The following is an 11,906-nucleotide window of genomic DNA, read 5'->3' as shown; positions in this document are numbered from 1 at the left end:
CGCTATCCTCGTTAGGCGACGTTCTGCCGCTCACCCTTGGGGTCGTAGAACACCGGCGAGACGATCTCGGCAGCGATGTAGCGGCCGTCGGCCAGCGGGGCGTAGACGGTCTGGCCCATGCGGCCCAGCCCACCCTTGACCATCGCCATGGCGAAGCCGTAGCCCAGGGTCGCGCTGTGGTAGCTGGAGGTCACGTGACCGACCATGTCCATGGGGATCGGCTGGTTGCGCTCGAACACCAGCTGCGCGCCTTCCGGCAGCACGTCGCGGGCATCCAGGGGCTTGAGGCCCACCAGCTGCTTGCGATTCTCGCGGACGCAGTCCACGCGATGCATACCGCGCTTGCCGATGAAGGAGAAGCTCTTGTTCAGGCTCACCGCCCAGCCCATGCCCAGGTCCTGGGGCGTGACCGAACCATCGGTGTCCTGACCGATGATGATGAAGCCCTTCTCCGCTCGCAGTACGTGCATGGTCTCGGTGCCATAGGGGGTCAGGTCGAACTCCTTGCCCGCGGCGACCACCTGCTCCAGCACGCCCATGGCGTAGTTGGCCGGCACGTTGATCTCGTAGGAGAGCTCGCCGGTGAAGGAGATGCGGAACACCCGCGCCGGCACCCCGCCCACCTGGCCTTCCTTCCAGGCCATGAAGGGGAAGGCGGCGTTGTCCAGATCGATGTCGGTCAGCTTGGCCAGCAGCTTGCGGCTGTTGGGACCGGACAGGGTCAGGGTCGCCCAATGGTCGGTGACCGAGGTGAAGTACACCTCTAGCTCCGGCCATTCGGTCTGGTGGTACAGCTCCAGCCATTCGAAGACGCGCGCCGCGCCGCCGGTGGTGGTGGTCATCAGGAAGTGGTTGTCGGCGAGACAGGCGGTGACGCCGTCGTCGAAGACCATGCCGTCTTCCTTGCACATCAGGCCGTAACGGGCCTTGCCGATGTCCAGCTTGGTCCAGGCGTTGGTGTAGACGCGATTGAGGAACTCGCGCGCATCCTTGCCCTGGATGTCGATCTTGCCCAGAGTGGAGGCGTCGAGCAGGCCGACGCTACGGCGCACGGCCAGGCACTCGCGGTTGACCGCGGCATGCAGGTCCTCGCCCGCCTTGGGGAAGTACCAGGGGCGTTTCCACTGGCCGACGTCCTCGAACAGCGCGCCCTGCTTGAGGTGCCAGGCGTGCAGCGCGGTGTAGCGCTTGGGCTCGAACAGGTGGCCGCAATGCCGTCCGGCGATGGCGCCGAAGGTGATGGGCGTGTAGTTCGGGCGGAACATGGTGGTGCCGACTTCCGGGATGGCCTTGCTCTGCACGCGGGCAGCGATGGCCAGGCCGTTGATGTTGCCCAGCTTGCCCTGGTCGGTGCCGAAGCCCATGGCGGTGTAGCGCTTGACGTGCTCGATGGACTCGAAGCCCTCGCGGCAGGCCAGCTCGATGCCGGCGGCGGTCACATCGTTCTGCAGGTCGACGAACTGCTTGGGCGCCCGCGACGACGGCTTGTCGTGGGGCACCTGGAACAGCGCCAGACTCGGCTCTTCCTGGCGGAATTCGGCCTGGGGCAGTTCACCGCTGACCACCTTGGCACCGGCTTCGGCCGCCGCGGTGGCGCCAGCCTCGAAACCATCGGCCAGGACGTCGCCCAGGGCGAATACGCCGTTCACGCCACCGGCGCAGACCCGCTTCTGCGGCGCCGGACCGGGCACGAAGGCCTGGATGTCCTCACGCCACTGCGGACGACCGCCCAGGTGCGAGGCCAGGTGGACCACCGGGCTGTAGCCGCCGGAGGTGGCGATCAGGTCGCAGTCGAGCCACTCGCCGCCACCCAGGGTGCGGAAGGCGGTCAGGTCGATGGTGGCGATCTTGGCGCCGGTCACGCGGGTGTTGCCACGGGCTTCGCTTACGGCGGTGCCGCCCATGACCCGCACGCCACGCTTGCGCACTTCCTCGACCCAGGCACCGCGCGGATTGGGCCGCGCATCGGCCACGGCCACCACCTGGCGACCGGCTTCGAGCCAGTCCAGCGCCACGCGGTAGGCGTAATCGTTGTTGGTGGACAGCACCAGCCGCTGACCCGGGGCCACGGCATAGCGGCGGATGTAGGTGGAAACGGCGCCGGCCACCATGTTGCCCGGCAGGTCGTTGTTGCCGTACACCAGCGGCCGCTCGTGGGCGCCGGTGGCCAGTACCACGCGGGTGGCGCGGACACGGTGCAGGCGCTGACGCACCTGGCCATGGGGCGCGCGATCACCCAGGTGATCGGTCAACCGCTCGTGAATGGTGAGGAAGTTGTGGTCGTGGTAGCCGTTGACCGTGGCGCGCGGCAGCAGGACCACGTTGTCCAGGCCCTGCAGCTCGGTGACCGCCTTGGCCGCCCAGTCGGCGGCCGGGGCGCCGTCGAGACGCTCGCGGCTGTCCAGCAGGCTGCCACCGAATTCTTCCTGCTCGTCGGCCAGGATCACCCGGGCACCGCTGCGACCGGCGGCCAGGGCCGCCGCCAGACCGGCAGCGCCACCGCCCACCACCAGCACGTCGCAGTGCTGGTTGAAGTTGTCATAGGTGTCGGGATCGACCTGGGTCGGCGCACGCCCGAGGCCAGCGGCCTTGCGGATGTACTTCTCGTAGGTCATCCACAGGTTCTGCGGATACATGAAGGTCTTGTAGTAGAACCCGGGCGGCATCATCTTGCCGCCGACCTTGCCGAGAATGCCCATGAGGTCGTTGTTGACGCTCGGCCAGCCATTGGTGCTGGCGGCGACCAGGCCCGGATACAGCGCCTGCTGGGTGGCCCGCACGTTGGGCACCTGGGTGGCCTCGGTGGCGCCGATCTGCATGATGGCGTTGGGCTCTTCGGCACCGGCGGCGACGATGCCGCGGGGGCGGGAGTACTTGAAGCTGCGCCCGATCACGTCCACGCCGTTGGCCAGCAGTGCCGAGGCCAGGGTGTCACCCTTGAAGCCCTGGTAGGTCTGACCGTTGAAGGTGAAGGTGATGGCCTGGCTGCGGTCCAGGCGACCGCCCTGGGTGAGTCGATGGACCTGGCTCATGTGCGCTCTCCTCGCTCGGCGGTGAAGCGGGGCTGCTCGCCGATCGGATAGGTTTCGAGAATTTCGTAGGTCTCGGTGTTACGGGTCGCGTTGAAGTACTGGCGGCAGCCCGACGCGTGGACCCACAGCTCGTGACGCAGACCGCGCGGATTGTCGCGGAAGAACATGTAATCGCCCCACTCCGCGTCGCTGCAGGCCTCGGGATCCAGCGGACGCGGGATGTGCGCCTCGCCAGCGGCGTGGAATTCTTCTTCGGAGCGCAATTCCCCGCAGTGGGGGCAGTGGATGTACAACATGCTCGGGCTCCTTAGTGCGCGACGGCCGCTGCGCCGTGTTCGTCGATCAGCGCGCCGGTGTGGAAACGGTCGATGGAGAAGGGCTTGGCCAGCGGATGCATCTCGCCGGAGGCCAGGGACGCCGCGAAGACGTTGCCCGAGCCGGGAGTGGCCTTGAAGCCGCCGGTACCCCAACCGCAGTTGAAGAACAGGTTTTCCACCGGGGTCTTGGAAATGATCGGGCAGGCATCCGGCGAGGTGTCGACGATGCCGCCCCACTGACGGTTCATGCGTACCCGCGAGAGGATCGGGAACATCTCGACGATGGCCTGCAGGGTATGCTCGATCACCGGGTAGGAGCCGCGTTGGCCGTAGCCGACCCAGCTGTCGATACCGGCGCCGATCACCAGGTCGCCCTTGTCGGACTGGCTGATGTAGCCGTGCACCGCGTTGGACATGATGACGCTGTCGATGATGGGCTTGATCGGTTCGGAGACCAGCGCCTGCAGCGGGTGGGATTCCAGCGGCAGGCGGAAGCCCGCGAGCTTGGCCATGTGCCCGGAGTTGCCCGCGGTGACCACGCCGACGCGACGGGCGCCGATGAAGCCGCGATTGGTTTCCACGCCGATCACCTTGCCGTCCTGCTTGCGGAAGCCAGTGACTTCGGTCTGCTGGATCAGGTCCACGCCCAGGGCGTCGGCGGCGCGGGCGAAGCCCCAGGCCACGGCGTCGTGACGGGCCACACCACCACGACGCTGCACGGTGGCACCGAAGATCGGGTAGCGGGTGTTCTTGCTGCAGTCCAGATAGGGAATCTCCTCGGCCACCTGGCGGGTGTCGAGCAGCTCGCCGTCCACGCCATTGAGGCGGTTGGCACTGACCCGGCGCTCGGAATCGCGCATGTCCTGCAGGGTGTGGCAGAGGTTGTAGACGCCGCGCTGGGAGAACATGACGTTGTAGTTCAGGTCCTGGGACAGGCCTTCCCACAGCTTCATGGCGTGCTCATAGAGGTGCGCCGACTCGTCCCACAGATAGTTGGAGCGAACGATGGTGGTGTTGCGTGCGGTGTTGCCGCCGCCCAGCCAGCCTTTCTCGATCACCGCGACGTTCTTCACGCCGAATTGCTTGGCGAGGTAGTAGGCGGTGGCCAGACCGTGACCGCCACCGCCGACGATGACCACGTCGTAGACCGGCTTGGGCGTCGGGGTACGCCACATCCGCTGCCAGTTCTCGTGATGGCTCAGGGAGTGCTTGAAGAGGCCGAAGCCGGAATAGCGTTGCATCTGGAGACTCCTGCAGACGACGCCCCTTTCCGCGAGGGGGAAAGGGGTTGGATAGGGGTTGCGTCAGGCGCGCGGCGACTAGCGGTAAACCGGGTAGTCGCGGCACAGCGCGGCCACCTGGCGCGCCACCTGGGCTTCCACATCGGCATCGCCGAGGTGGTCGAGGATGTCGCAGATCCACCCGGCGACGCGTTCGCTTTCGCTGACGCCCAGGCCACGGGTGGTCAGGGCCGGGGTGCCGATGCGCAGCCCCGAGGTCACGAAGGGCGACTGGGGATCGTTGGGCACGGCGTTCTTGTTCACGGTGATGCAGGCGCGACCTAGGGCGGCGTCAGCATCCTTGCCGGTGATGCCCTGCTTGATCAGGCTGACCAGGAACAGGTGGTTGTCGGTGCCACCGGAGACCACGTCGAAGCCGCGGGCCTTGAACACGCCAGCCATGGCCTGGGCGTTCTTGATCACCTGCTGCTGGTAGGTCTTGAAGCCGGGCTCCAGGGCTTCCTTGAAGCACACGGCCTTGCCGGCGATGACGTGCATCAGCGGACCGCCCTGGGCGCCCGGGAACACCGCGGCGTTGAGTTTCTTCTCGATGTCGGCGTTGGCCTTGCACAGGATCAGGCCGCCACGGGGGCCGCGCAGGGTCTTGTGGGTGGTGGTGGTCACCACGTCGGCGAAGGGCACCGGGTTCGGATAGACACCGGCAGCGACCAGACCGGCCACGTGGGCCATGTCGACGAACAGCAGGGCGCCCACGCTGTCGGCGATGTCGCGGAAGCGCTGGAAGTCCAGGGTCTTGGAATAGGCGGAGAAGCCCGCCACGATCATCTTGGGCTTGTGCTCCTCGGCCAGACGCTGGATCTCGTCATAGTCGATCAGCCCGGTGTCGGTGTTGATGCCGTACTGCACCGCGTTGTAGAGCTTGCCGGAGGAGCTGACCTTGGCGCCGTGGGTCAGGTGACCGCCATGGGCCAGGCTCATGCCCAGGATGGTGTCGCCGGGTTGCAGCAGCGCCAGGTAGACGGCCGAGTTGGCCTGGGAACCGGAGTGCGGCTGGACGTTGGCATAGTCGGCGCCGAACAGCTGCTTGGCGCGCTCGATGGCCAGCTGCTCGACCTTGTCGACGTGCTCGCAGCCACCGTAGTAGCGCTTGCCCGGATAGCCTTCGGCGTACTTGTTGGTCAGCACGCTGCCCTGGGCTTCCATGACGCGCTGGCTGGTGTAGTTTTCGGACGCGATCAGTTCCAGGTGATGCTCCTGGCGCCGCGCTTCCTCGCCCATGGCGGCGAACAACGCATCATCGTAGCCCTGGATTTGGTCCTGCTTGCTGAACATCGCGGCGCTCCTAAAGTCTGTGGCGGTGAAAACCACCCCCTTGGCCGCGATGGTAGGCCCGGCCCCAACCCCCAAGATGCCTGTTTACGCCCCGGGCCGGCGCGTTTGCGACAGCCGTCCAGACGCCGTGTTCCACCGCTCGCCGAGTCCCTTCAAGTCGGCTCGCTTGGAGCCGATAGGCTGGCTACGTCTTTATCCCAGCCAGCGAGTTCTGCCATGTTCAATGCGCATCTAAAGAAGACCATCGCTCGGCTGGAAGCCGAGGCGAACGCCAACCAGGGCCTGACCCAGGCACTGGAGCGTTCCATGGCGGTGATCGAGTTCGATCTCGACGGCACCATCCTGCGCGCCAACGACAACTTTCTCCGGCTGACCGGCTATCGCGCCGACGCCCTGGTCGGCCAGCAGCACCGCCGACTCTGCCCGGCCGCCGTGGTCCAGGGTCGCGACTATGGCGATTTCTGGGCGCGCCTGAAACGCGGTGACTTCGTCTCCGGCACCTTCCAGCGCCTGGACGCCCAGGGCCGTACCCTCTGGCTGGAAGCCAGCTACAACCCGGTACCCGACAGCAGCGGCAAGATCGCCAAGGTGGTGAAGTACGCCCTCGACATCACCGCCCAGGTCGAGCGCGACAGCGAAGCCCAAAGCAAGCTCAAGGCGCTGGACCGCGCCCTGGCGCGCATCGAGTTCGACCTGGACGGACGTATCCTGGACGCCAACGACAACTTCCTGGCCACCCTGGGCTACGGCCTGAAGGAGATCCAGGGCCAGCAGCATCGGCTATTCTGCGAACCGGCTCTGGTCAACAGCAGCGAATACGCCGACTTCTGGCGCCGCCTCAACGCCGGTGAATTCTTTCGCGGCCAGTTCAAGCGCCTGGGCAAGCATGGTCGGGTGATCTGGCTGGAAGCCAGCTACAACCCGGTGTACGACGCCACCGGCCGGCTCTATAAGGTGGTCAAGTACGCCAGCGATATCAGCGAGCGGGTGGAAAAGCACGAAAGCGACGGCCGCAGCGCCTCGCGGGCCTATCACATCTCCGCCGAGACCGAGAAGGTCGCCGAGCACGGCACCCGGATCATCCAGGCCGCTGCGGGCGAGATGCGCGAGATCGCGCACAACGTCAGCGCCTCCGCCGAGGTGATCGGCCAACTGGGTCAGCGCTCGGAGCAGATCACCGCCATCGTCAACACCATCCGCGGCATCGCCGACCAGACCAACCTGCTGGCGCTCAACGCCGCCATCGAGGCCGCCCGCGCTGGTGACCAGGGCCGTGGCTTCGCCGTGGTCGCCGACGAGGTCCGCCAGCTGGCGGGGCGCACCAGCAGCGCCACGGCGGAAATCGCCGAGATGATCGGCCGGATCCTCAGCGAAACCCAGCAGGCGGTCGCCAGCATGGAAAGCACCCAGGGCCGGGCGGCCAAGGGCGTCGAGCTGGCGGACCAGGCCGGTGCGGTGATCGTGCAGATCCGCGATGGCGCCAGCGACGCCGTGGAAGCCGTGAGCATGTTCGCCAGCAAGCTGGACGAATCCGAGGTGATTCCCAAGGGCGCGCGTAACTGGGTGGGCCATTGAGGGTGCTGGCTTGATCGGGATCAAGCGTCCCTGACGACCAGGGTCTAGCATGAAGGCATACCCCTCTCGTGGAGATGCCCCATGCACAATGTCCTGGTCGCCTACGACGGTTCCCCCAGCGCCGACAACGCCCTGCGCTACATCCTCGACCTGGTGAAGGCTGGGTTGTCGCTGCAATTGCATCTGCTCAACGTGCAGAACGAGCCGGAGATCTACGGCGCGCCTTTCGACGACCGCATCTTGCGCGAATGGCGCGGCAGCCTGCAGGACAAGGCCGAAGACATCCTGGTGCGGGCGCGCCCGGCCCTGCTCGAAGCCGGTATCGAGGCTCAGAGCCATGTCGGTTTCGGCAGCATCGCCGAGACCATCGGCGAGACGGCGCGGCGCCTGGAGGTGGACACCGTGGTCATGGGCACCCGCGGGCTGGGGTCGCTCAGTGGCCTGCTGCTCGGCTCGGTGGCCCATCGCGTGGTGCACCAGGTGCCCTTGCCGGTGATCCTGGTGAAATAGCCGCCCAACAAAAAACCAGCCACTGGGCTGGTTTTTTCGTTTCCGGGCACCGCGTGGATCAGATGCTCAGGGTCCAGTCGTAGTCGACGATCAGCGGCGCGTGCTCGGAAAAGCGCGGTTGCCGCGGCAGGCGCGCCGACCGCACGAAGCGGCGCAGACCCGGGGTAAGGATGTTGTAGTCGAAGCGCCAGCCCAGGTTCAGGTGCTCGGCCTGGTCGCTGTCCGGCCACCAGCTGAACTGGTCGCCTTCGCGACTCACTTCGCGCAGGGCATCCACATAGCCCATGTTGCCGATCACCTCGTCCATCCAGGCTCGCTCGGGGGCCAGGAAACCGGGGATCTGCTGGCAATCGCGCCAGTTCTTCACGTCCTGCTTCTGGTGCGCCACATACAGCGAGCCACAATAGATGTACTCGCGACGCTTGCGGCGCTGCTTGTTCAGGTAATGGGTGAAGTCGTCCATGAACTTGAACTTCATGTTCAGATCCTCATCACCGCGCTTGCCCGAGGGCAGCAGCAGGCTGGCGATGCTGACCTTGTCGAAGTCCGCCTGCAGATAGCGACCGAAGCGATCGCAGGACTCGAAGCCCAGGCCGCTGATCACCGCCTTCGGCTGGACGCGGGTATAGAGTGCGACCCCGCCCTGGGACGGCACTTCGGCGTCGCAGGCATAGAGGATGTAACCTTCCAGCGCATAGGCCGGATCGTCCATGTCGTAAGAAGAGGCGCGCGTATCCTGCAAGCAGATCACGTCGGCATTCTGCGCCTTAAGCCAGGGCAACAGGCCCCGCTCCACAGCGTCCTGAATACCATTGACGTTCAAGCTGATGATCCGCATAAATGGCCCCCAAAAAATCGTGGATGTATGATACCCGAGCTAAACCGGTTTAGCTAAATACAAGCCGCGCAAGGACTTATATGCAGGCGTATCAGCGTAATTTCATTCGTTTCGCCATCGAGCGCGGAGTTCTGCGCTTTGGTGAATTCACCCTGAAATCGGGACGCATCAGCCCCTATTTCTTCAACGCCGGCCTGTTCCACAGCGGTGCGGCGCTGGCCCAGCTCGGCCGTTGCTACGCCGATGCGCTGGTGCAGGCCAACCTGCCCTTCGATGTCCTCTTCGGCCCGGCCTACAAGGGCATCCCCCTGGCCGCGGCCACGGCGGTGGCCCTGGTCGAGCACCACGGCCGCGATGTGCCCTGGTGCTTCAACCGCAAGGAAGCCAAGGACCACGGCGAGGGCGGCCTGCTGGTGGGCGCGCCCCTGACCGGTCGGGCGCTGATCATCGACGACGTCATCACCGCCGGCACCGCCATCCGCGAGGTCATGCAGATCATCGACGGCCAGGGCGCTAGCGCGGCCGGGGTGCTCATTGCCCTGAACCGCCAGGAGCGCGGCCGCGGCGAGTTGTCGGCCATCCAGGAAGTCGAGCGCGACTATGGCATCCCGGTGCTCAGCATCGTCGCCCTGGACCAGGTGCTCGAATACCTGGCCGAGGACGCCGAGCTCAAGCGTCACCTGCCCGCCGTCCAGGACTATCGCGCTCAATACGGTATCTAGTCGTCAGCCCAGGAGAGACGGTCATGGTCGTACGTCGCGCCGCTGCCAGTCTGTTGCTCATCGCCCTGCCGCTGGCCGGCCAGGCGGCCGAGCTGTATCGCTATCTGGACCGCAACGGCACCCTGGTCATCGACCGCCAAGGCGTGCCGCCGGAATACGCCGGCAAGGGCTACGACGTGCTCAACGAGCAGGGCCGGGTGATCCGCAAGGTCGCACCGGCACTGCCCGCCGCCGAACTCGACCGCCGTGAACGCGAGCGCCAGCAGGCCCTGGTCGATGGCCAGCTGCGCAGGCTCTACAGCAATGTCGAGGACGTCGACCGTGCCAAGGCGCGCAAACTGGCCGAGCTGGACGGCCTGCTGCAGATCAAGAAGGCCAACCTGGAAGCCACGCGCCAGTTGCAGAGCCAACTGATGGAGCAGGCGGCGGTACAGCAGCGCAATGGCCAGGCGCTCCCGGCCGATCTGCAGGCCCGCCTCGACGCCGCGGCGGCCGATCAGGTGCGTCTGCAGGCCGATCTGCAGCGCTTCGACGAGCTGCGCAGCAGCACCAGCGCTGCCTTCGACGCCGACCGTGCGCGCATGCAGCGACTGGAAGCGGCTCAGGGCGCGAATCGCTAGTCCTGCAGAATCCGCTACCTGGTCGTATCCGGCCATCGCCACCTGGGTAGCGACGAACTCCCTGACTCTTTCAAGCCAGATTCTGGCACGCACCGTGCAAAACGGTTTTCAACACATTGTTGAACAATCGGGCGTGAAGATTCATGAGCGGCAAAGACGCCAGCGAGCTACCCCTGGGGGCGCAGCTGCTGCTGGAAATGCGCGAAGACATCATCGGCGGTCGCCTGCTGCCCGGCACGGCGCTGGTCGAGAGTGAACTGGTCAAGGCCTACAACGCCTCGCGCAACACCATCCGCGAAGCCCTGCACCAGCTGGATCGCGAGGGCCTGGCCACCTATGTGCGCCACAAGGGGGTGATGGTGCGACGCCTGGGCCTGGCCGAGGTGCGTGACCTCTTCACCGTGCGCCGCACCCTGGAACTGCAGGCCATCCTCACCAGCCGCCCGCTACGTGAATACCAGTCTGATCGGATGCTGGACGCCCTGGAGGCCGCCGAGCTGGCGCAGTCGCGGGAAGACTGGCGCGCCCTCGGCACCCACGGCCTGCATTTCCATCAGCACATCGTCGGCCTGCTGCGCAGCCCGCTGTTCGATGAATTCTTCGCCACCGTCGCCGCCCAGATGCGCCTGCTGTTTTCCCTCGCGCCCGACGAGGAACACTTCCAGCGGCCCTGGACAGCCCGTGACCGCCAGATCCACGACCTGCTCGGCGCCGGACAGCGCCAGGCGGCGGCCGAGGCCATGGCCAGCTATCTCGACGATTCCGAAAACCGGTTGCTGGATCTGCTCAGCGCAGCCAGGCCGCTCTGACCGAGGAGACCTCCCATGTACAAGGACTACCCCGCTGCCTACCAGTCCACCCAGGGCTCCGCCCTGCAGGTCGATCAGGCCTTCTATGATCGGCTGCGTGAACGCAAGGACGGGCGCACCCTGATCGAGCAATTCGAGATTCCGATCCGCACCGGCCGTGCCTGGAAGGTCCCGGCGGGCCATCTGTTCCGCGTCACCACCCCGCACGGCCCCCAGGTCGGCGACTTCAACGTCTGGAACGCCGAGGATCCACGCGAACGGATGTGGGCCGCGCGTACCCGGCAACTGCAGGGTGCCCACGTCAGCACCTACGACCGCCTCTGGTCGAATCTGCCCTTCCTGCGGCCGCTGCTGACCATCACCGACGACAGCCTGGCCAGCTATGGCATCGACGAACACGGCGGCCGCCTGCATGACCTGCTCGGCACCCGCTGCGATCCCTACGTCAACAAGATGCTCACCGGCGAGGACTTCCACCACCACTGCCATTCGAATCTGACTCGCGCGGTGCTGCCCCACGGCCTCACCGAATTCGACGTCCACGATGTGCTGAACATCTTCCAGTGCACCGGCCTCAACCACGACGACCTGTACTTCATGAAGGCCTGCCCGGCCAAGCCCGGCGACTACCTGGAATTCTTCGCCGAGATCGACGTGCTCTGCGCCCTGTCCACCTGCCCGGGCGGCGATCTGTCCCTGGCGATGTGGGGGCCCGAGGCCGAGGACCCGCTCAAGGTCTGCCGTCCACTGGGGGTGGAGATCTATCGGGTCGAGGAAGAGCTGCTGCAGGGCTGGGAATCACCCAAGCGAGCGGCCTACAACGGCCAGCACGGCTTGACCCTGCCCAAGGCCAGTTGGGAACAGTAGGTTCCGGCAGCAATGAAAAACGGCGCCCTGGAGCGCCGTTTCT

The 11,906-nt window shown here is 66.0% G+C and carries 11 protein-coding genes and 1 pseudogene; 7 read left to right on the top strand and 5 right to left on the bottom strand.

What is annotated here, in order from left to right; all coding sequences use genetic code 11:
- Positions 1-11 precede the first annotated feature (11 nt).
- From LRS53_RS07915 to glyA, 4 genes are all read right to left on the bottom strand, one after another.
- The gene (locus tag LRS53_RS07915) at positions 12-3,032 is read right to left on the bottom strand and encodes a sarcosine oxidase subunit alpha (protein ID WP_231355554.1); all 3,021 of its coding nucleotides are present in this window, start codon (positions 3,030-3,032) and stop codon (positions 12-14) included.
- Entirely contained in the window at positions 3,029-3,328 is a 300-nt protein-coding gene (locus tag LRS53_RS07910) for a sarcosine oxidase subunit delta (RefSeq protein WP_017639232.1), read from the bottom strand. Before LRS53_RS07910 ends, LRS53_RS07915 begins: the two co-directional genes overlap by 4 nt.
- 11 nt (positions 3,329-3,339) lie before the next feature.
- On the bottom strand, positions 3,340-4,590 hold the full coding sequence (locus LRS53_RS07905; protein ID WP_017639231.1) for a sarcosine oxidase subunit beta family protein: 1,251 nt from the start codon (positions 4,588-4,590) through the stop codon (positions 3,340-3,342).
- A gap of 78 nt (positions 4,591-4,668) precedes the next feature.
- The gene (gene glyA, locus LRS53_RS07900) at positions 4,669-5,922 is read right to left on the bottom strand and encodes a serine hydroxymethyltransferase (RefSeq protein ID WP_017639230.1); all 1,254 of its coding nucleotides are present in this window, start codon (positions 5,920-5,922) and stop codon (positions 4,669-4,671) included.
- On the opposite strand from glyA, the pseudogene LRS53_RS23830 reads away from it, so the two are divergent.
- From LRS53_RS23830 to LRS53_RS07890, 3 genes and pseudogenes are all read left to right on the top strand, one after another.
- Positions 5,839-6,909: pseudogene (locus LRS53_RS23830) on the top strand (PAS domain-containing protein); the annotation flags it as partial. The gene glyA and the pseudogene LRS53_RS23830 overlap by 84 nt on opposite strands.
- Positions 6,910-7,497, top strand: coding sequence for a methyl-accepting chemotaxis protein (locus LRS53_RS23825; RefSeq protein ID WP_409258688.1), 588 nt, complete (start codon positions 6,910-6,912; stop codon positions 7,495-7,497).
- 81 nt (positions 7,498-7,578) lie between these two features.
- Positions 7,579-8,007 (top strand): universal stress protein, encoded by a 429-nt coding sequence (locus LRS53_RS07890; protein WP_231355552.1) that lies wholly within the window; start codon positions 7,579-7,581, stop codon positions 8,005-8,007.
- 58 nt (positions 8,008-8,065) lie between these two features.
- Here the strand turns inward: LRS53_RS07890 and LRS53_RS07885 are convergent, their stop codons facing one another.
- Positions 8,066-8,845 carry an exodeoxyribonuclease III gene (locus tag LRS53_RS07885; RefSeq protein WP_007160046.1) on the bottom strand — a complete coding sequence of 260 codons (780 nt, stop codon included), beginning with the start codon at positions 8,843-8,845 and terminating at the stop codon, positions 8,066-8,068.
- Positions 8,846-8,925: 80 nt separating this feature from the next.
- On the opposite strand from LRS53_RS07885, the gene pyrE reads away from it, so the two are divergent.
- The 4 genes from pyrE (at position 8,926) to LRS53_RS07865 (ending at position 11,863) form a co-directional block, all read left to right on the top strand.
- Positions 8,926-9,567, top strand: a complete 642-nt coding sequence (gene pyrE / locus LRS53_RS07880) for an orotate phosphoribosyltransferase (protein WP_017639227.1) — start codon at positions 8,926-8,928, stop codon at positions 9,565-9,567.
- A 23-nt stretch (positions 9,568-9,590) separates the two neighbouring features.
- The gene (locus LRS53_RS07875; RefSeq protein ID WP_068384510.1) at positions 9,591-10,187 is read left to right on the top strand and encodes a DUF4124 domain-containing protein; all 597 of its coding nucleotides are present in this window, start codon (positions 9,591-9,593) and stop codon (positions 10,185-10,187) included.
- A gap of 143 nt (positions 10,188-10,330) precedes the next feature.
- On the top strand, positions 10,331-10,996 hold the full coding sequence (locus LRS53_RS07870; RefSeq protein WP_064307690.1) for a GntR family transcriptional regulator: 666 nt from the start codon (positions 10,331-10,333) through the stop codon (positions 10,994-10,996).
- 15 nt (positions 10,997-11,011) lie between these two features.
- Complete coding sequence (locus LRS53_RS07865) at positions 11,012-11,863, top strand: urea carboxylase-associated family protein (protein ID WP_231355551.1); 852 nt, start codon at positions 11,012-11,014, stop codon at positions 11,861-11,863.
- Positions 11,864-11,906 lie beyond the last annotated feature (43 nt).

The sequence above is a fragment of the Pseudomonas sp. PLB05 genome, assembly GCF_021106615.1.
Lineage (GTDB): Bacteria > Pseudomonadota > Gammaproteobacteria > Pseudomonadales > Pseudomonadaceae > Chryseomonas > Chryseomonas benzopyrenica.
Note: the sequence above shows the minus strand (reverse complement) of the source record. Positions and strands in the feature narration are given on the sequence as shown.

Excerpts from the sequence above, each read along its gene's own strand:
- LRS53_RS07890 (WP_231355552.1), top strand. The coding sequence starts at position 7,579 with ATGCACAATGTCCTGGTCGCCTACGACGGTTCCCCCAGCGCCGACAAC.
- LRS53_RS07885 (WP_007160046.1), bottom strand. The coding sequence starts at position 8,845 with ATGCGGATCATCAGCTTGAACGTCAATGGTATTCAGGACGCTGTGGAG.
- LRS53_RS07910 (WP_017639232.1), bottom strand. The coding sequence starts at position 3,328 with ATGTTGTACATCCACTGCCCCCACTGCGGGGAATTGCGCTCCGAAGAA.
- LRS53_RS07870 (WP_064307690.1), top strand. The coding sequence starts at position 10,331 with ATGAGCGGCAAAGACGCCAGCGAGCTACCCCTGGGGGCGCAGCTGCTG.
- pyrE (WP_017639227.1), top strand. The coding sequence starts at position 8,926 with ATGCAGGCGTATCAGCGTAATTTCATTCGTTTCGCCATCGAGCGCGGA.
- LRS53_RS07905 (WP_017639231.1), bottom strand. The coding sequence starts at position 4,590 with ATGCAACGCTATTCCGGCTTCGGCCTCTTCAAGCACTCCCTGAGCCAT.
- LRS53_RS07865 (WP_231355551.1), top strand. The coding sequence starts at position 11,012 with ATGTACAAGGACTACCCCGCTGCCTACCAGTCCACCCAGGGCTCCGCC.
- LRS53_RS07875 (WP_068384510.1), top strand. The coding sequence starts at position 9,591 with ATGGTCGTACGTCGCGCCGCTGCCAGTCTGTTGCTCATCGCCCTGCCG.
- LRS53_RS07915 (WP_231355554.1), bottom strand. The coding sequence starts at position 3,032 with ATGAGCCAGGTCCATCGACTCACCCAGGGCGGTCGCCTGGACCGCAGC.
- glyA (WP_017639230.1), bottom strand. The coding sequence starts at position 5,922 with ATGTTCAGCAAGCAGGACCAAATCCAGGGCTACGATGATGCGTTGTTC.